14 protein-coding genes and 1 pseudogene are annotated in these 17,147 nt (G+C 60.0%); 6 read left to right on the top strand and 9 right to left on the bottom strand.

The features are described 5' to 3' along the window. The first annotated feature begins 8 nt into the window (after nt 1-8). The 3 genes from BLR69_RS23150 (at nt 9) to bcsQ (ending at nt 3,673) form a co-directional block, all read left to right on the top strand. The gene (locus tag BLR69_RS23150) at nt 9-1,424 is read left to right on the top strand and encodes an MBOAT family O-acyltransferase (protein WP_071497039.1); all 1,416 of its coding nucleotides are present in this window, start codon (nt 9-11) and stop codon (nt 1,422-1,424) included. Nucleotides 1,425-1,436: 12 nt separating this feature from the next. Then, a complete protein-coding gene (locus tag BLR69_RS23155) occupies nt 1,437-2,561 on the top strand; it encodes an alginate O-acetyltransferase AlgX-related protein (RefSeq protein WP_071497040.1) in 1,125 nt (374 codons plus the stop codon). Nucleotides 2,562-2,737: 176 nt separating this feature from the next. Continuing rightward, on the top strand, nt 2,738-3,673 hold the full coding sequence (bcsQ, locus tag BLR69_RS23160) for a cellulose biosynthesis protein BcsQ (RefSeq protein ID WP_071497041.1): 936 nt from the start codon (nt 2,738-2,740) through the stop codon (nt 3,671-3,673). 242 nt (nt 3,674-3,915) lie between these two features. Here the strand turns inward: bcsQ and BLR69_RS23165 are convergent, their stop codons facing one another. From BLR69_RS23165 to BLR69_RS23185, 5 genes are all read right to left on the bottom strand, one after another. Continuing rightward, complete coding sequence (locus BLR69_RS23165) at nt 3,916-5,103, bottom strand: methyltransferase (protein WP_071497042.1); 1,188 nt, start codon at nt 5,101-5,103, stop codon at nt 3,916-3,918. Beyond that, entirely contained in the window at nt 5,084-5,773 is a 690-nt protein-coding gene (locus BLR69_RS23170; protein ID WP_071497232.1) for an ABC transporter permease, read from the bottom strand. Before BLR69_RS23170 ends, BLR69_RS23165 begins: the two co-directional genes overlap by 20 nt. A gap of 38 nt (nt 5,774-5,811) precedes the next feature. Continuing rightward, nucleotides 5,812-6,507: an ABC transporter permease gene (locus BLR69_RS23175; protein ID WP_058426326.1), complete on the bottom strand. Its 696-nt coding sequence runs from the start codon at nt 6,505-6,507 to the stop codon at nt 5,812-5,814. A 74-nt stretch (nt 6,508-6,581) separates the two neighbouring features. Continuing rightward, complete coding sequence (locus BLR69_RS23180) at nt 6,582-7,334, bottom strand: ABC transporter substrate-binding protein (RefSeq protein ID WP_003187758.1); 753 nt, start codon at nt 7,332-7,334, stop codon at nt 6,582-6,584. Between the two features lie 13 nt (nt 7,335-7,347). Further along, entirely contained in the window at nt 7,348-8,121 is a 774-nt protein-coding gene (locus BLR69_RS23185; RefSeq protein WP_012721734.1) for an ABC transporter ATP-binding protein, read from the bottom strand. A gap of 554 nt (nt 8,122-8,675) precedes the next feature. Here BLR69_RS23185 and gabP point away from each other — a divergent pair. Beyond that, nucleotides 8,676-10,067 (top strand): GABA permease, encoded by a 1,392-nt coding sequence (gabP, locus tag BLR69_RS23190; RefSeq protein ID WP_071497043.1) that lies wholly within the window; start codon nt 8,676-8,678, stop codon nt 10,065-10,067. 143 nt (nt 10,068-10,210) lie between these two features. On the opposite strand, the gene BLR69_RS23195 is transcribed toward gabP, so the two are convergent. The 3 genes and pseudogenes from BLR69_RS23195 to BLR69_RS23205 all read right to left on the bottom strand — a co-directional run bounded on the left by BLR69_RS23195 (nt 10,211) and on the right by BLR69_RS23205 (nt 12,802). Then, nucleotides 10,211-10,624 carry a hypothetical protein gene (locus BLR69_RS23195; RefSeq protein WP_071497044.1) on the bottom strand — a complete coding sequence of 138 codons (414 nt, stop codon included), beginning with the start codon at nt 10,622-10,624 and terminating at the stop codon, nt 10,211-10,213. 12 nt (nt 10,625-10,636) lie between these two features. After that, nucleotides 10,637-11,743: pseudogene (locus BLR69_RS23200) on the bottom strand (PDDEXK nuclease domain-containing protein). A 102-nt stretch (nt 11,744-11,845) separates the two neighbouring features. Continuing rightward, nucleotides 11,846-12,802, bottom strand: coding sequence for an alpha/beta hydrolase family protein (locus BLR69_RS23205; protein WP_071497045.1), 957 nt, complete (start codon nt 12,800-12,802; stop codon nt 11,846-11,848). 178 nt (nt 12,803-12,980) lie between these two features. Between BLR69_RS23205 and BLR69_RS23210 the strand changes: the two genes are divergently transcribed. Together BLR69_RS23210 and BLR69_RS23215 are read left to right on the top strand one after the other, a co-directional pair. Then, on the top strand, nt 12,981-13,946 hold the full coding sequence (locus tag BLR69_RS23210) for an arsenic resistance protein (protein WP_071497046.1): 966 nt from the start codon (nt 12,981-12,983) through the stop codon (nt 13,944-13,946). A gap of 87 nt (nt 13,947-14,033) precedes the next feature. Next, a complete protein-coding gene (locus BLR69_RS23215) occupies nt 14,034-15,626 on the top strand; it encodes a glycosyltransferase family 39 protein (protein WP_071497047.1) in 1,593 nt (530 codons plus the stop codon). A 109-nt stretch (nt 15,627-15,735) separates the two neighbouring features. Here BLR69_RS23215 and BLR69_RS23220 read toward each other — a convergent pair whose 3' ends face one another. Further along, nucleotides 15,736-16,896 (bottom strand): Fic family protein, encoded by a 1,161-nt coding sequence (locus tag BLR69_RS23220; protein WP_071497048.1) that lies wholly within the window; start codon nt 16,894-16,896, stop codon nt 15,736-15,738. Nucleotides 16,897-17,147 lie beyond the last annotated feature (251 nt).

A 17,147-nucleotide genomic window follows, 5' to 3' on the forward strand; every position in this document is an offset into this window, starting at 1 on the left:
ACACCACCATGGTCTTTGCCTCACTCGAATTCCTCACGTTGTTCCTGCCGGCCTTCCTGTTGATCTACGCGCTGGCTCGTCCGAGCTGGCGCAACGTCATCCTGTTGATCGGCAGCTGGTTGTTCTACGGCTGGTTGAGCCCGCTGTTCCTGTTCCTGCACATGGTGTTGACCGTGGTGGCATGGGTCGGCGGCTTGCTGGTGGACCGCTCCCGTGAGGACGGCAAAGGCCGCGTGCGCCTGTTGATCGCGTTGATCGTGTTCAACACGGCGGTGCTGTGTTGGTACAAGTACGCCAACATCGTCGCCGGCACGGTGAGCGAGGTGATCACCTGGTACGGTGCGATGCCGCTGGACTGGCAGCGTGTGGCCCTGCCGGCCGGCTTGTCGTTCATCGTGTTGCAGGCGATTTCCTACCTGGTGGATGTGCACCGGCATACGGTGCCGGTGGAGCGCAGCTTCATCAACTACGCCACCTATATCTCGATGTTCGGCCACTCGATTGCCGGCCCGATCATCCGTTACGACTGGGTTCGCCGCGAGCTGAACCAGCGTTATTTCAACTGGGCGAATTTCTCCCTCGGCGCGCGGCGCTTCATGATCGGCATGGGCATGAAAGTGCTGGTGGCTGACACCTTGTCGCCGCTGGTGGATATCGCCTTCCACCTGGAAAACCCCAGCCTGGTGGACGCCTGGATCGGTTGCCTGGCGTATTCGCTGCAACTGTTCTTCGACTTCGCCGGCTACAGCGCCATGGCCATCGGCCTGGGGCTGATGCTGGGCTTCCACTTCCCGGAAAACTTCAACCGGCCGTACCTGGCCAGCAGCATCCAGGATTTCTGGCGGCGCTGGCACTTGTCCTTGTCCAGCTGGTTGCGCGACTACCTGTACATCGCCCTGGGCGGTAACCGCGACGGTGTGTGGCGCACCTACCGCAACCTGTTCCTGACCATGGCGATTGCCGGGTTGTGGCACGGCGGCGACAGCTGGAACTACCTGTTGTGGGGGGCCGCTCATGGCGTGGCGTTGTGTGTCGACCGGGCCTGGTCGCGGTCGAGCCTGCCGAGCATTCCGCCGGTGTTGTCGCACATCCTGACCTTGCTGTTTGTGTGCCTGGCCTGGACCTTGTTCCGTGCGCCGGACTTCCATTCGGCACTGACCATGTACGCCGGCCAGTTCGGCCTGCACGGCATGGCCTTGGGTGACGCGATGGCCGTGGCCATGCGCCCGGCCCATGGCATGGCGGCGTTGCTGGGCCTGGTGTGCATCATCGCGCCGATCTGGCAGGTGCGTTGCGAACAGCGCTTCGGTACCCAGCCGTGGTTTGTGCTGGCGGCTTCGCTGTGGCCGGTGGCCGGGTTTGTGTTGTCGTTCGCGCTGATCGCCAGCCGCGACGCCGTACCGTTTCTGTACTTTCAGTTCTAAGGACGCCCGACCATGCCCGCTCCTACTGCGCCGACGCCCCCGAGTGAACTGGCCGTCCGCACCAGCCCCCTGGCGGCCTGGGTGCTGGTGCCTTTTTTGGCGGCGGGGTTGCTGTCCTGCGCCTGGCTGATGGTGAAGGGGCCGATCAGTTATGTGCCGGCCAAGGTCGACAGCGACATGCTGCTGCACGGCGACCTGACCCACCGTTTTGCCAAGGAACTGGCCAAGGCGCCCATGGCGATCCAGGCCGCCAACCTGGAACGCGGCGGCAGTTGGCTGGCGTTCGGTGATACCGGGCCGCGGGTACGTCAGGGTTGCCCGGGCTGGCTGTTTATCAGCGACGAGCTGCGCATCAACCGGCATGCCGAGGCCAATGCACAGGCCAAGGCCCAGGCGGTGATCGACCTGCAAAAACAACTGGGTCAAAAAGGCATCGACCTGCAAGTGGTGGTGGTGCCGGACAAGAGCCGCATCGCCGCCGCCGAACGTTGTGGCCTGTACCGCCCGGCGGTGCTCGACGGCCGTATTCAGGACTGGACCAAACAGTTGCAGGCGGCCGGCGTTTCCGCGCTGGACCTGACCGACACCTTGAAGCCCCTGGGCGCCAATGCCTACCTGCGCACCGACACCCACTGGAGCGAAATCGGTTCCAACGCCGGCGCCCAGGCGCTCGCGCAGCGCATCCAGCAGCGCGGCATCCAGGCCACGCCGGAGCAGACCTTCGACATCACCCAGGCGCCCCTCGCCGTACGCCCGGGCGACCTGGTACGCCTGGCCGGCCTGGATTGGTTGCCGCCCAAGTTGCAGCCGCCAGGGGAGTCGGTCGCGGCCAGCACCGCCCATGAAACCGGCGGCGCGACCAGCAATGCCGACGACCTGTTTGGTGACGCCGGCCTGCCCAATGTGGCGCTGATCGGCACCTCGTTTTCGCGCAACTCCAATTTTGTCGGCTTCCTGCAAAAAGCCCTGAATGCGCCGGTCGGCAATTTCAGCAAGGACGGGGGCGAGTTCTCGGGGGCGGCCAAGGCCTATTTCGAAAGCCCGGCCTTCAAGCAAACACCGCCCAAGCTGTTGATTTGGGAGATACCGGAGCGGGATCTGCAAACGCCCTACGATGTAATTACGCCTGGTCAGTAATTTGACGATTTGCCGTTTGTCTAAAAAATAGACAACCTTCTCATCAAAATAATGACACTTTTATGCGCTTGAAGCAGACTGCTCGCACTAGGGCGACCACAAAAAGACCTGCGGTAAGCAGTCGTATCAGCTGACCTTTTCACGTCTTTGCGCTTCGCCGTGATGAGGAATCCGCTATGAGCTTTACTGACGGTCTTTTTGTGTTGCTTGGAAAAGATGTCAGCCGTGACGTTCAGGGGTTGAATGCGCGGCTGCATTTTTTTGGCAGCATCCCTGTGGATGACGGCACCCCGTTTCCCGCGCAAACCCCCAGTGCGAATGCACAGTCCCAGCCGGTAGATAAGGCTGTGCGGCGTGCGTGCGTGGTGGCATTGGTGTCGGTCAATGGTGGAGTGGGGCGCAGTACCCTGGCCACCGCGTTGAGCAGCGGCCTGCAGCGCCTGGGTGAATCAGTGGTCGCTGTCGACCTGGACCCGCAGAACGCGCTGCGCATGCACTTCGGCGTCAGTCCGGGTTCGCCGGGTATCGGCCCGAGCAGCCTGCGCAATGCGCACTGGGATGCTCTTCAGCAGCCCGGCTTTGTCGGCAGTAGCGTGATCACCTTTGGCGACACCGACCTGCGCCAGCAAGACGACCTGCAACGCTGGCTCAAGCATGAGCCGGATTGGCTGGCGCAACGCTTGTCCGCCTTGGACCTGAGCGCCCGTCATACCGTGATCATCGACACCCCCGCCGGTAACAACGTCTATTTCCATCAAGCCCTGAGCGTGGCCGATGTGGTGTTGGTGATCGCCCAGGCAGATGCCGCGTCTCTGGGCACCCTGGACCAACTCGACGTGCTGTTGGCGCCGCACCTTGAGCGTGAGCGTGCGCCACACGTGCATTTTGTGATCAACCAACTGGATGAAGACAATGCCTTCAGCCTGGACATGGTCGAGGCTTTCAAGCAGCGCCTGGGCGCTAAAGAGCCACTGGAAGTGCACCGCGACCTGGCGATCAGCGAGGCGCTGGCGTTTGGCACCGACCCCTTGGACAGCCAGGCATTGACCTTGGCCGGGGACGATATCAATGAGATTTGCCGGCTGTTGATAGCACGCAGGAAACAACGGTAAAGCGCGCTTTTATACGCTTGACGCCAGATGCTTATGCACAATTGGTTGGATGCACCTGTCACCCAACCGCCATTTTGTGGAGCCGTTCTCATCACGCTGCAACTGCCTGTTTTGCGTGCGTTTTATTTTGTGAACAAAAAATGACCAGCCTGGCTTTTGGCCTGTAGCGCAGATGCCTACAGGCTCCGTAAAGAATCCATCAACAGAGTTATCCACAGGCTGCACTGCGACAATTTTGCCCTCTAATCGCGCTCGGCAAGCACCATCAAGTTGCGCGGTGTCAGTGTCGGATCGCAGAAGGTGCCTACGTCGACCTGGTAGCCGTGCTCGCTGAGAAACAATGCCCGATCCAGCACCAGCCACACCTCCAGCGGGCGCCGAAACAGACCACGCACCAATTCCAGGTTCCTGACCTCGGCCAGGCGACGCCAGCCGTGGGCCTCCAGCGCCGCCCAATCCTGTTCACCTGTGGATAACCCTTTGAGGTTCGCCAGCTCCCGGCAGTAGTCGGCGAAGGGCTTGTCCAGCCAACTGGCGGGCAGGGACGGCGTGGGCAGGTATTCGTCGAGGCCGCGCAATTCGCGTTGCAGTTGGTCGAAACCCAGGCGCCGCGCCATGGACGTATCGCGTTGCAAGCGCACGCGTTTGCCAGCGGTGACGGTTTCGCTCAACGGCAGGCCGAGGTCATCGAGGGACAGTTGCAGGTTTGAAGCACGGCCTGCGTTGGACAGCGGCTGGTAAGTGTCGGCATTGATGCGGTTGTAGCAGCACGGCGCCAGCGCCAGCTGCTTGCAGCCGGCCGCGCTGGCCAGTTGCAGCAGGCGCACATGCAGGTCGCCACAGGCGTGCAGGGCGACGGGGGTGTGGTCGGCGCGGATCGCCACATCGGCCATCACGTCTTGCAGGCGATGGGTGGCGCGCAGGCCGTGGCGATCGCTCAAGGCCTGGCCTGCTGCGATCAGTGCGGGGTCGTATTCCAGGCAGGTCAGGACTTGATTGGCTTGCACCAGCCGGCGGCCCAGGTGGCCCTTGCCCGCGCACCAGTCCAGCCAGTGTGTGGGCGCTTGCGCAAACTGCAGCGCACTGCCGAAGGCTTCAATCTGTTGCCACTTGCGACCTGGAACATCGACATTCAAGCGATGGCGAGCGGGAGCCAGGGGCTGCGTCGGTAACTTATCCACAGCACTGAGCGCGCGAGCTTGCCCGGCGAGCTGCGCGAAAGGCGCCGGTGCCGGCAGGTCATGGGGGTGGTTGTGACAGGTTTCGGCATCGTCCAACGAGCGTTGGCGTAGCCATTGGGCGAGTTCGGGGTGCTGGGTTTCCCAAGGTAAGTGCAGATGAGTAAAGGGCCGTGGTTTCCACAGCCCTTGGTGCTCGATCAGGAACGCATCCAGCGCCTGGAAGCGTGCCTCAACGTCCTTGGCAGGCATCGACGCGCAGCCAGCGTTCCAGCAGTTTGAAGGCGCGTACCAGCACGTAGGCCATCAACAGGTAGAACAGGCCCGCAGCGAAGAAGATCTCTACCGGCAAGTAGGTACGGGCAATGATGGTCCGCGCCATGCCGGTCAGCTCAAGCAGGGTGACGGTACTGGCCAGGGCGCTGGCCTTGAGCATCAGGATCACTTCGTTGCTGTACGCCGGCAGGCCGATGCGCGAGGCACGCGGCAGGATGATGTAGAACAGCGTCTTCGGCTTGGACATGCCCAGTGCGCGTGCCGCTTCGATCTCGCCGGGCGGGATGGCCTGGATGGCGCCGCGCAGGATCTCGGCGATGTAGGCGGCGGTGTGCAGGGTCATGGTGGCGGTGGCGCACCAGAACGGATCGCGCAGGTAGGGCCACATGAAGCTCTCGCGCACTGCATCGAACTGCGCCAGGCCGTAGTAGACCAGGAACAACTGCACCAGGAGCGGCGTGCCACGGAAGAAGAAAATATAGGCGTAGGGCAGGGCGCTGACGTACCAGCGGCGTGAGGAACGGGCGATACCCAGCGGGATCGCCAGCAGCAGGCCGGCGATCACCGCAATGGCGACCAGCTCCAGGGTCAGGATGGCGCCCTGGGCCAATTTGGGCAGCCACTTGATGATCACGGCCCAGTTCAGGCCCAGGTCGAAATGCGCCAGCCAGCTGTAGTCGCCGCTCATTGGGTGCTCCTTGCAAAGCCGCGGGCGGCGCGTTTTTCCAGGAAGTGCATGCCGGTCATGGCCAGCACGGTGAGGCCCAGGTACATGAAGGCGGCGACCATGAAGAAGGTGAAGGGCTGCTTGGTGACGGTCACGCCGATCTGCGCATGGCGCATGATTTCTTCCAGGCCGATCACCGATACGAGGGCGGTGTCCTTCATCAGGATCATGAACAGGTTGCCCAGGCCCGGCAGGGCGATGCGCCACATCTGCGGCATGATCAGCCGGGTGAATATCCGCAACTTCGACATCCCCAAGGCGACACCGGCTTCACGGTGGCCCTTGGGAATGGCGAGGATCGCGCCACGGAATACTTCCGTGGCGTAGGCGCCAAAGCACAGGCCCAGGGCGATGACCCCGGCGGCAAAGGCGCTGAGGGAAAGGTCGGGGTTGCCGAAGAACTCACCGAGGGCACGCATCAGGTTGACCGTGCCGAAGTAAATCAGCAGCACCCACAGCAATTCGGGAATGCCACGCACGATGGTCGAATACGCACCGCCCACCCATTGCAGCGGCTTGTACGGCGAAGTCTTGGCCAAGGCCCCGGCAAGGCCGAGCACCAGCCCCAGGCACAGGGCCGTGAGCGCCAGTTTGACGGTCATCAGCGCGCCAGCGGCAAGCGCCGGGCCGAATCCGTAGAGATCGAAATTCATGGTGTTTTCATATCGCGGCAGGCATTGCAAAAAGCCGACGCGCTCAGGTGAGCGCGTCGGGCATACCGTTCAGATCATTCGATGCTGAAAGGGAAGTACTTGTCGTTGATCTTCTTGTAGGTGCCGTCTGCCTTGATCTCTGCCAGGGCTTTGTTCAGGCGCTCGCGCAGTGGGTCGCCCTTGCGTACGGCGATACCGATCTTGTCGCTTTCTACCACCGGGTCGCCCTTGAACTCGTAGGCGGAACCGTCTTTGCTCTTGAGCCATTCGTACTGCACGTACTTGTCGGCGAGGATGCCGTCCAGGCGACCGGAGGTCAGGTCGAGGTAGGCGTTTTCCTGGGTGTCGTACAGCTTGGCTTCGGTATCCGGCAGCTTGTCTTCCAGGTAGGTACCGGCCAGCGTCGCGCGTTGTGCACCGATGACCTTGCCTTTCAGGTAAGCCGCGTCGGTCTTGAAGTCGGCGGTGGCTTTAGGCGCGATGAATTGCAGCTTGTTGGAGTAGTACGGGTCGGTGAAATCGACGGCTTGCTTGCGCTCGTCGGTGATCGACAGCGAGGACACCAGGAAGTCGAACTTCTTGGCGTTCAGGGCCGGGATGATGCCGTCCCAGTCGGACACATACACTTCGCATTTCTCGACTTTCATCTTGGCGCACAGGGCGTCGCCGATGTCTTTGTCGAAGCCGACCACGTTGCCGCTCGCGTCTTTATTGTTGAACGGCGGGTAGGCCGCTTCGATCCCCATTTTCAAGGTTTCTGCCATGGCCGTGGCGCTGAACGCCATCGAGACGGCCGCGGCCAGAAGGAATTTTTTATAGTTCTGCATGCATGTTGCTCCGTTAGCGGTTGCTGGACATGAATTGTTTGCAGCGCGCCGAAAGCGGGTTTTCAAACACCTGCTGTGGCGATCCTTGCTCTTCGACCAGGCCCTGGTGCAGGAACACCACCTCACTGGACACCTGGCGGGCGAAGCCCATTTCATGGGTGACCAGCAGCATGGTGCGGCCTTCTTCGGCCAGCGCGCGGATCACATTAAGTACTTCCTGAACCATTTCCGGGTCAAGCGCGGAAGTGGGCTCGTCGAACAGGATGACTTTAGGCTGCATCGCCAGAGTGCGCGCGATGGCCGCTCGTTGTTGTTGGCCACCGGACAATTGCGCGGGGTAGGCGTGGCGCTTGTCGGCGATGCCGACCTTGTCCAGCAGGGCTTCGGCGACTTCGATGGCTTCGGCCTTGCTTTGGCCGAGCACGCGGCGCGGGGCCTCGATGATGTTGTCGAGGATGCTCATGTGCGGCCACAGGTTAAAGTTTTGAAACACAAAACCGATTTCGCTGCGCAGGCGGTTGATCTGCTTGCCGTCGGCGGCCATCAGTTCGCCGTTTTTCGCGGCCTTGAGCTTGAGTTCTTCGCCGGCCACCAGGATCTGGCCCTGGTGCGGGTTTTCCAGCAGGTTGATGCAGCGCAAGAAGGTGGACTTGCCGGAGCCGGAGGAACCCAGGATCGAGATCACATCGCCGTCGCGAGCGGTCAGCGAGATACCTTTGAGTACCTCCAGCTCACCATAGCGTTTATGCAAGTTGCGGATTTCAAGCGCGGGCGTGGCCTCGGCCATGTGGGGTCCTCATTGTGTTCGTTGCAATCCTGCTGTTGGGCCGCCTTCCTGGCGAGGCGCCAAGCTAGCATAGCGTCCTGATGGCAGCCAACAGCGCGGCCGGCGGTAAACCGGTGGTGTGCGGCGGGGTGTCGCATCGGCACAGCAGCGTGTCGCGCCATCAACAACCGAACAACCGTTTGAACCCGGAAAACCGCAGGCTTTGCGTAAAAAAGGGCGCGATGGTGCCAGCTTTGGCCGGGTGTTGGAAGGGTTAACCGGGCAAACGGTGCATATCAGCCCTTTTGTGGGGCGTCACGTACTTTTTGTGTGTGTTTATGGTGCGTTTATTCGTCTTCAATGTGGGTCGCACGGTAACGCTATAGCGGAATGCCATTGTTCTCAATGACTTGCGATGGTTGTTGAATCGTCCTACAGCCCGCGTCAATCGCGGCTCTGTAACATTTTGGCGCAAATCTTGCGTAAAAAATAAAGAACGCCCTGTTGGTTTCTTTTCACGAGAAAGATCCCGGGCCGGGTGGACCGTTTTCGCAATTCCTCGCAAAGGTGTGTCAATGAGTAGTACGCAAAGCTCCAATGACCTCGAACAGGGGCTCAAACCGCGTCACGTCACCATGCTGTCGATTGCCGGCGTCATCGGTGCCGGTTTGTTTGTCGGCTCCGGCCACGCGATTGCTGCCGCCGGCCCGGCCGTACTGCTGGCGTATGCCGCGGCGGGCACGCTGGTGGTATTGGTGATGCGCATGCTGGCCGAAATGGCCGTGGCGTCGCCGGACACCGGTTCGTTCTCCACTTATGCCGACCGTGCGATTGGCCATTGGGCCGGCTTTACCATCGGCTGGTTGTACTGGTGGTTCTGGGTGTTGGTGATTCCTTTGGAAGCCAACGCCGCCGCGACCATCCTGCATGCCTGGTTCCCGGATGTGGCCATCTGGGCCTTTACCCTGATCATCACCTTGCTGCTGACGGCGACCAACCTGTTCAGCGTGAAGAACTACGGCGAGTTCGAGTTCTGGTTCGCGTTGATCAAGGTCGTGGCGATCGTAGGCTTCGTGATCCTCGGCTTGGCGGCGATCTTCGGTTTCCTGCCGACCAGCCAGGTCAGCGGCGTTTCGCACCTGTTCGACACCCAAGGCTTTATGCCCAACGGCATGGGCGCTGTGTTGGCTGCGATCCTGACCACCATGTTTTCCTTCATGGGCACCGAGATCGTCACCATCGCGGCCGCTGAGTCGAAGAACCCGGGTCAACAAATCACCAAGGCCACCAACTCGGTGATCTGGCGGATCGGTTTGTTCTACCTGCTGTCGATTTTCATCGTGGTGTCCCTGGTGCCATGGAACGATCCGACCCTGGCGGCCGTAGGTTCCTACCAGACTGTACTTGAGCGCATGGGCATCCCGAATGCCAAGCTGATCGTCGACCTGGTGGTACTGGTTGCCGTGACCAGCTGCTTGAACTCGGCGCTGTACACCGCTTCGCGCATGCTGTTCTCCCTGGGCCGTCGCGGCGATGCACCGGCTGTGGCCAAGCGCACCAACAAGAGCGGCACGCCTTACTGGGCGGTGTTGTTGTCCACGGGCGCGGCGTTCCTGGCGGTATTCGCCAACTACGTAGCCCCGGCGGCGGTGTTCGAGTTCCTGCTGGCCAGCTCCGGCGCCATCGCGCTGCTGGTGTACCTGGTGATCGCAGTGTCGCAATTGCGCATGCGCCAGAAACGCACGGCGGCGGGCGAGAAGATCGTCTTCAAAATGTGGCTGTTCCCTGGCCTGACCTACGCGGTGATGGTGTTCATCGTGGGGACGTTGACCATCATGCTGTTCCAGGAAGCGCACCGGGTCGAGATCATCGCGACCGGCGTGCTGAGCTTGCTGGTAGTGGCGGCGGGGCTGATTGTGGCGAGTCGTCGCAAGGCACAGAAAGTGGGTGCTGCGGTACTCAATTGATGTGATGGAGCGCGGTGCTTTCTGGCGCCGCAGCTCAAATGTGGGAGCGGGCTTGCTCGCGAAAGCAGGGTGTCAGGCACTAAATGTGTGGCTGATACACCGCATTCGCGAGCAAGCCCGCTCCCACATTATCGGGTTGCGCGTCAGTCTGCGGAGTTGGCCAACACCTGGGACGCCGCGACGTAATCGGCCTGGAACTGCGGCGACTCGATCCACGCCAGCGCGGCCGCTTCATCATCGCTATCGGTGGCCCACTGCCGATACTCGATCAGTGCCGCCAGGATAAAGTCAGTAGCTTCCTCTTCACCTTCCTGCTCCAGCACCAGCGCCAACAGCGGGTGCGCCAGGAATGCCGCGCACAACGCCTGCTGGCTGGTTTCGCCTGCGGTGCGCATCTCGATGAACATCTCCGTCAAATCCACCGACTCCAAGTCGATGCGGCTGTCATCGCCGGCAAATGCATCCGGTTTGACTGCGACGGCGCGCTGGGTGCGGTTCTGCTTGGCCTTGGCCTTTGCCCGGTGGGCGCGATTTTGCTGCTTGTTCGGCGAGGCCATGGGTTTGGCGTCCTAGGGTTCTGAGTCAGGGGGGAGTATTGAAGCGCAGGTTGGGAGAAATCCCAAGGGGTTCTGTGGCGGGTCGCTGTTAAGCGCACGCTGTGTCACCAGCTCCAACTCGGCACGTAGTTCTTCTTCGCTGGGCAGTACGAGTTTGTACTTGCTGGCGAATAGTTGTTCATTGCCCTCAAGTACCGAGTAGCGCACTACTGAAGCATCTTTTTGCGAACACAAAATGATTCCTACGGTGGGGCTATCTTCCGGGCCACATTTCAGGTCGTCGTACATACGCACGTACATGTCCATCTGACCAATATCCTGGTGCGTCAACTCTCCGCGCTTTATGTCAAAGATCACAAAGCACTTGAGTAGGTAGTTGTAGAACACAAGATCGAGGTAGTAGTCCTTGCTCTCCGTGCTGATGCGTTGCTGGCGGGCTACAAAGGCGAATCCTTTGCCTAGTTCAAGCAAAAAATGTTGCAGTTGTTTAATCAGGGCTTGCTCGATATCGCTTTCCAGAAGGGCGCCCGCATTGGGTAGTCCGAGGAACTCCAGAAGCACCGGATCGCGTACGAATTCCCTTGGTGTCTGTTTCAGGTGAGTGAGCTTGTCGTCAGCTTCCCTTTTAACGGCAATACGATCCTGGCTGGCAAGCAAGCGTTCATAGTAGAGCGTGCCGATTTGGCGCTCCAGGGCGCGGGTAGTCCAGTTTTGGGTGGCCGATTCGTTCATTTACCACTGACGGGCGTCAGCACTGTCCACGCGCAAGAGGGTGCGGTAGTGGGTCCAGCTTAATTCGCGACGCACCGCGTCGTATTTTGGAAACGCGAGAAAGAAACCTCGCATATGCCGCAGATTGGTTGTGTCGAAACCTTTTCCATAAAGCCTTGTTAGCTCCTTGGCCAGGCTAGGCAACAGTTTTTTGCCATAGGCTGCACGAGCGTTCCCCTGTTGCTCAAATTCGACAATATGTCGACCGATTTGCCAACAGGTTAAAACGTGAAGGGTGTCTATTGTGCGAAGAGCCTGTTGCCGTGCTGCACGTATGATTTCGACCAGATTGGTGAGCAGAGTGGCGATAGGCGGGTTTCCAGAAGCCGGGGGTGTAGGCGTATTCATGAGGTTCTTGGTAAGCCAGTGGGCGGATAAGAATCTCAGTTAATCCAGCCAGGTAGATTTCGCCTGGCCGGGTTGATTGCGTAGGAAATGCAGAGCTTTTGTCTAGGGAAATGTGCTCACTGACGACGAACCCGGCATATCAGGTGGGCAGTGCGCTTTTTTTAGCCAGAAAAGTGCAATCGGCCACAACCGGTCCTGATATTCGCTGCGGAAAAAGGCGAAATGTCCGACCTGTTTTTCGCCGATATCTTCCGGCGCTATGCGCAGATGCGTACGCTCGCTGCCGTCAAAATAACCCAGTAACCGCTCAATGGCCGCCACGGTGCCGAAGGGGTCATCCGTGATGCTGATCGCCAGTATCTGCGCCTTCACACGGCTGAAGGGCGGGTTGCCCAGCGCTCGGCCGCTGGGGCGTGTTTCATACCGCGGCGTCGGCGTGCTCCAGTCGCGCACTACGCCGGCTGGCGTATCTTCCAGCCAGCCCAGGCGCTTGCCGGGGAAGTATCCGCACAGTGCCGTCAGCAGCGGCATTACCACATGCCATTTGGCAAACATGCGCCAGCGTCCGCTCGCTTCGTAATCGCGCCAGTAGGCGAACTGCGCGCCTACCGTGACGATCCGACGAATAACCGCGCCCGACTCCCCTAGCCCAGCCGCGCAGCCGCCGAAGCTGTGGCCGACTACGTCAATGGGCTGCCCTGGGAACTCCCGTTGCGCCCGCGTGAGCATCGCCTCGAAATCCAGCACGCCCCAATCCGACCACGTGGCGATGAAGTCGCGTAGCGGGCCGCTGCGGGATTCGCCAATGCCGCGGTAGTCGTAGGTAATGACGTCGAAGCCATTGGCAAACAGGTACTCGGCGAAGCGCGAGTAATGGCGGCAGCGTACGGAGGTGGCGGCGTTGATGATCACCACCGGGCGTGCGGGGTCGGTCCTGATATGGCGCCAGGTGAAGCCGCCCAGGATATGGCCGTCGGCGGCGGGTTCCTTGAAGGGTTCGCTGTGATCGCGTGCAGGCGGGGCCGGAGGCAATTGCAAAGAGGCGTCGTTCAAATTCATTGGTTTCTCGACCCTGATCGGTTCTTGTTTTTTTAGTAACAGTTGGTCAGTTTGCCAGTACTTGCGCTGTCATTTGGTGGTTTATCAAATGACGGATTGGATCGCCTGCTTACGTCGCTCGACCTGGAGCCGGTATATACATAACCTTGCGCTCTTTCGATTCGACTAGAACCACCTTATGACCCGCGATACCCTCGAACACAACCAGATTCCGATCTACCTCGTCACTGTGTTGCTGGCCGTCGTTTTCGGTCTGCTTCCACTCTCATTCACCCACGAACTCAGCGCACTGGTCACCCCCGCCATCGCCGTGCTGATGTACGCGATGTTCCTGCAAATACCGTTTCTGGACCTGCGCCAAGGCTTGGGTAACAAGCGCTTCCTGTCCGCCTTGCTGCTGGCCAACTTCATCCTGGTGCCCTTGCTGGTGTGGGCGCTGACCCAAAGCCTGGTGGGGCGCCCGGCTTTGCTGGTCGGCGCGTTGCTGGTGTTGCTGACGCCCTGCATCGACTACGTGGTGGTGTTTACCCATATCGGCAAGGGCGATTCGCGGCTGATGCTGGCGGCGACGCCGGTGCTGTTGCTGCTGCAGTTGGCGCTGCTGCCGTTGTACCTGGGGTTGATGCTGGGGCCGCAGTCTGAGGTCGTGGTGGCGGTGGGGCCATTTGTCGAGGCATTCCTGTTGTTGATTGTGCTGCCGATGATTCTGGCAGTGCTCACGACTTCCCTGGCGCGGCGGTCATCTGTCTTCAACGCGTGGAGCAGCGCCTGGGCATGGTTGCCCGTACCCGCGATGGCGCTGGTGTTGTTTGTGGTGATCGGTTCTCAAATCACTTCAGTGGTGCGGGATATCAACCTGCTGTTGCCGGTGATTCCGGTGTATATCGGCTTCCTGTTGCTGGCCCCGTTGATGGGGGCGCTGGCGTCGCGGCTGTTTGCACTCCCTGCTGCAACGGCGCGGGCGGTGACATTCAGCGCATCGACGCGCAATTCGTTGGTGGTGCTGCCCTTGGCACTGGCCCTTCCCGAGGATGTGCGCGGGTTGGCGGCGACGGCGGTAATCCTGCAAACCCTGGTCGAACTGGTGGGGGAGTTGATTTATGTAAGGCTGATCCCGCAGTGGGTGTGGCCCGCAGGTCGGTAGGCGCGGGAATCTTGCAGTCTGTTCAGGCGCTATTCAGCAGGGCGGTCGGCACCATAAGTCGGCGCCCCTTACCTGACAGGTCAACCGATGGATCACCGCAACCGTTTTCGCCTGGAATCCTCAGGGATTTTTCTCTTCGCTCTGTTGTTGTTCACCTTGGGCATCTGGGATCAGCAGCCCCAAGGGTTTGACGGGCGCTGGGCGCTGTTCCTGCAAGAGATGTTTCGCCATGGCGTGAGTTTTTTCCCGACCACCTATGGCCAGCCCTACGCGGATTACCCCGGCACCGCGACCTTCTTCAGCTATGTGTTTGCCCGGCTGTTCGGTGCACCCAACCATCTGGCGAATATCCTGCCGACCGCCCTGGCTTCTGCTGGCGTAGTTGCGGTGGTCTACCGCTTGCTGGTGCCTGCAAGCCGGCCGTGGGCGCTGCTCACGGTGCTGCTGACCTTACTCACCACCCAACTGCTCGAAAAGTCCCGCTCGGTCTGCCTGGATCAGATGGTGGCATTGCTCTGTGTAGGCAGTTTCTACCTGCTGCACAGCGGCGGACGCTGGAGGCGGCTTGCGGTGTTCCCGCTGTTTGTCCTGGGTTTTGCGATACGCGGGCCATTGGGGTTGATCGAGGTCTGTGGTGTGGTGTGTGTGTATTGGGCGCTGGGCAAGCCTGGCGAGCGCGTGAAACAGGTGCTGATTCACGGCGTTGTCGGCCTGGTGCTGGTGGCAGTGTGTTGGTGGCTGCTGGTGAAGTTGGCGCGTATCAGCGGGGGCGATGCGTTTGCCGATGAAGTATTCAAGATGCAAGTCGGCGGACGCCTGGATGAAACCGGCGAGCCGTTCTACTTCTATTTCCAGCTGAGTCTGTACCGCTACTTCCCGGTGGTGCCGTTGGCGCTGGCCACGATGATTGCCCTGCGTCATCGCTGGCCCGAGCGGTTTGAGGGCGACATGCAATTGGTCGCGCGGCTGGGTGCCTGCGGCTTGATGATCTTGCTCGGGCTGTCGATACCGCACTTCAAGCGCGCTTATTACATCCTGCCCATGGTGCCGATGTTCGCGGCTGTCGCGGCCTATGGGCTGCTCCAGGCGCAAGGCTGGCTTGCAGGTGTGCGCCGCTCCTACGAAGGGCTTGTCGTCGCGCTACCGGCGTTGTGTGTGGTTGCGATCTTTGTGTGTCGGCATGGCTGGCAGAAGCATGGTTACTGGCCGGACGTTTCACTGCCGCTGCTGATTGGCGGGCTGGTGGTGCTGCAAGTAGCGGCGCTGGTTGCCTGGCATCGGGTAGGGCGGTTGGTGTGGCTCAGCCTGATCGCATTGATGGCGCAGTGGGTGTTGTTGGTCACCGTGGTAGAGCCGTCCAAGGATATGCAGTTCGATACCCGCAAGTTTGTCGGCCAAGTGGAGGCGCTGCGTGCCACGCAACCGGGGCCGCTGGTGTTCATCAATCTCGGCCGGGACACCTGGGCGGTGCGCTACATGATGAACCTGGATCACGATGAGCAGCCCGTATTTATCCGCAGCAATGAGCTTGAGCGGCTGGGCAACTTGCCCCGCCCGGCCTGGGTGATCGTGGCGCGCAAGGAAACCGCGCTGTTGCAGGGAACGCCTGTGGAGCATCTGGCGCCAAGCTTCGAGGGGCGGTTGAACGACAACCCGCTGATGGTGTTTTTGCTGAAGTGAATCAGTAGCTGGCTGTATGTGCGACCGTTGAGTGATCGCCCGGTTATTCAGCGGCGCGGTGTTTGCGTTGATAGGGGTTCGACGATGACTCCGTGAATGGTTAGCTTAATCAAGCGTACGGCTTGTCCAGTTGCTCTGGGATGAAGCCTTCGTCGCGCAATGATTTGATGACGCCTCGAATCAAGTAGTTGTTTGAGAATCCGATCGTGTACTGGCGCGCCCCTGGATTGATCGGAAGCAGCATGCCCTGATCGACCAGTTTTTTTATCTGGTAGGTCCTTTGTGGTGTGGATAGCTGCGGCAAGGCGTTCGCTATATCAATGGACTTGACTACTTTCAGATTGACAGCGGTTGTGAGGATTCTCTCTTCGAGCGTTGTTATCCATTCGCGCTCTTTTGCCAGCGCAATAGTTGGGGCGAGGATGTGCTTGGTCAGATATCCGTAATCAGTAAGTCTGCTGACTTTCTCCAGTTCATCCCTTATGCCTGACAGCACATAGGTGCACCAGGCTTCAAGGCCTTCTTTGGTGCCCGTATCGGCGGTGGATAGCATCGAGTAATACCTTTCTCGATCAATACAGAACACTGCGGTGGGATTGAGTACTCGGCCACCTGTGCTGACGTTGAAACCGTACTTCATCAGCAGTGCATAGGTGAGAAGGCGTACGACACGGCCATTGCCGTTGCCGAAGGGGTGAATCCAGCCGAATCGGTGATGAGCGAGCGCAACCTTCATCAGGTCGTACTTGGGCGCATCCTGTTTGTTCACGAAGGCGACCAGTTCCTGCATGTATCCCGGGACCATCACCGCCTCAGGTGGCAGGTGGTCTGACTGGGCGATATGCACCCTGGCCTCGCGGTAAGCGCCAGGCGTACGATCACCTTCGCGCTGCAGTCCTTGAACCGTGATTGAATGAAGCTCTCGAATGGCAAACTCAGTCAGGTCTGAGCCTGGTTGTACGACGCTTTCGACGTAGTCCATGGCTTTTTCGATATTTGCGATCTCTCGCAACTGATCGGAGTCTTCCGCTGTTCCATCAACTTTGCTTTCGATGTAATCAGCCAGTGTTGTGTGATTGCCCTCAATGCGAGCGGAACCCAGGCTCTCCAGCGTATGGAACAGATCTTTTAGCTGGAAGAAGACGGCGGGCGGTGTGTCGCCGCCGAGTTGCAGGCGCCGCAGGTGTTCCAACTCTCCTAGAACGTCAACCAGTCCTGAGTCGAACGAGGGGTTCAAAAGCTTCAGATTGTGGTGAAGAAACTCGGCCATGTCGGAAAATATCTCTAGGCAGTTTTGGATTATCTCAAAAAAGCATGCTCTGAGCCCCGTAAAATAGCGGTTAAGAGCCTGATTAGGCCCAACACTATCTCAAAATTTCGGTTCAGATAAGTGGAAAGCATCTGAAATGGAACTGTGCTCGGGGTTAGCGGACGTCCTGGTCTGGGGGGGCGTGTGATGGGCGGAGCGAGCCAGGCCTTCTCCAGGTGAATGCGGTTCCCGATAAAGGAAGTATTCAGTGA

This window comes from Pseudomonas azotoformans (assembly GCF_900103345.1).
GTDB classification, from domain to species: Bacteria; Pseudomonadota; Gammaproteobacteria; order Pseudomonadales; family Pseudomonadaceae; genus Aquipseudomonas; species Aquipseudomonas azotoformans.

Excerpts from the sequence above, each read along its gene's own strand:
- BLR69_RS23175 (WP_058426326.1), bottom strand. The coding sequence starts at position 6,507 with ATGAATTTCGATCTCTACGGATTCGGCCCGGCGCTTGCCGCTGGCGCG.
- BLR69_RS23195 (WP_071497044.1), bottom strand. The coding sequence starts at position 10,624 with ATGGCCTCGCCGAACAAGCAGCAAAATCGCGCCCACCGGGCAAAGGCC.
- BLR69_RS23215 (WP_071497047.1), top strand. The coding sequence starts at position 14,034 with ATGGATCACCGCAACCGTTTTCGCCTGGAATCCTCAGGGATTTTTCTC.
- gabP (WP_071497043.1), top strand. The coding sequence starts at position 8,676 with ATGAGTAGTACGCAAAGCTCCAATGACCTCGAACAGGGGCTCAAACCG.
- BLR69_RS23185 (WP_012721734.1), bottom strand. The coding sequence starts at position 8,121 with ATGGCCGAGGCCACGCCCGCGCTTGAAATCCGCAACTTGCATAAACGC.
- BLR69_RS23155 (WP_071497040.1), top strand. The coding sequence starts at position 1,437 with ATGCCCGCTCCTACTGCGCCGACGCCCCCGAGTGAACTGGCCGTCCGC.
- BLR69_RS23165 (WP_071497042.1), bottom strand. The coding sequence starts at position 5,103 with ATGCCTGCCAAGGACGTTGAGGCACGCTTCCAGGCGCTGGATGCGTTC.
- BLR69_RS23210 (WP_071497046.1), top strand. The coding sequence starts at position 12,981 with ATGACCCGCGATACCCTCGAACACAACCAGATTCCGATCTACCTCGTC.
- BLR69_RS23205 (WP_071497045.1), bottom strand. The coding sequence starts at position 12,802 with ATGAATTTGAACGACGCCTCTTTGCAATTGCCTCCGGCCCCGCCTGCA.
- BLR69_RS23220 (WP_071497048.1), bottom strand. The coding sequence starts at position 16,896 with ATGGCCGAGTTTCTTCACCACAATCTGAAGCTTTTGAACCCCTCGTTC.
- BLR69_RS23150 (WP_071497039.1), top strand. The coding sequence starts at position 9 with ATGGTCTTTGCCTCACTCGAATTCCTCACGTTGTTCCTGCCGGCCTTC.
- bcsQ (WP_071497041.1), top strand. The coding sequence starts at position 2,738 with ATGAGCTTTACTGACGGTCTTTTTGTGTTGCTTGGAAAAGATGTCAGC.
- BLR69_RS23180 (WP_003187758.1), bottom strand. The coding sequence starts at position 7,334 with ATGCAGAACTATAAAAAATTCCTTCTGGCCGCGGCCGTCTCGATGGCG.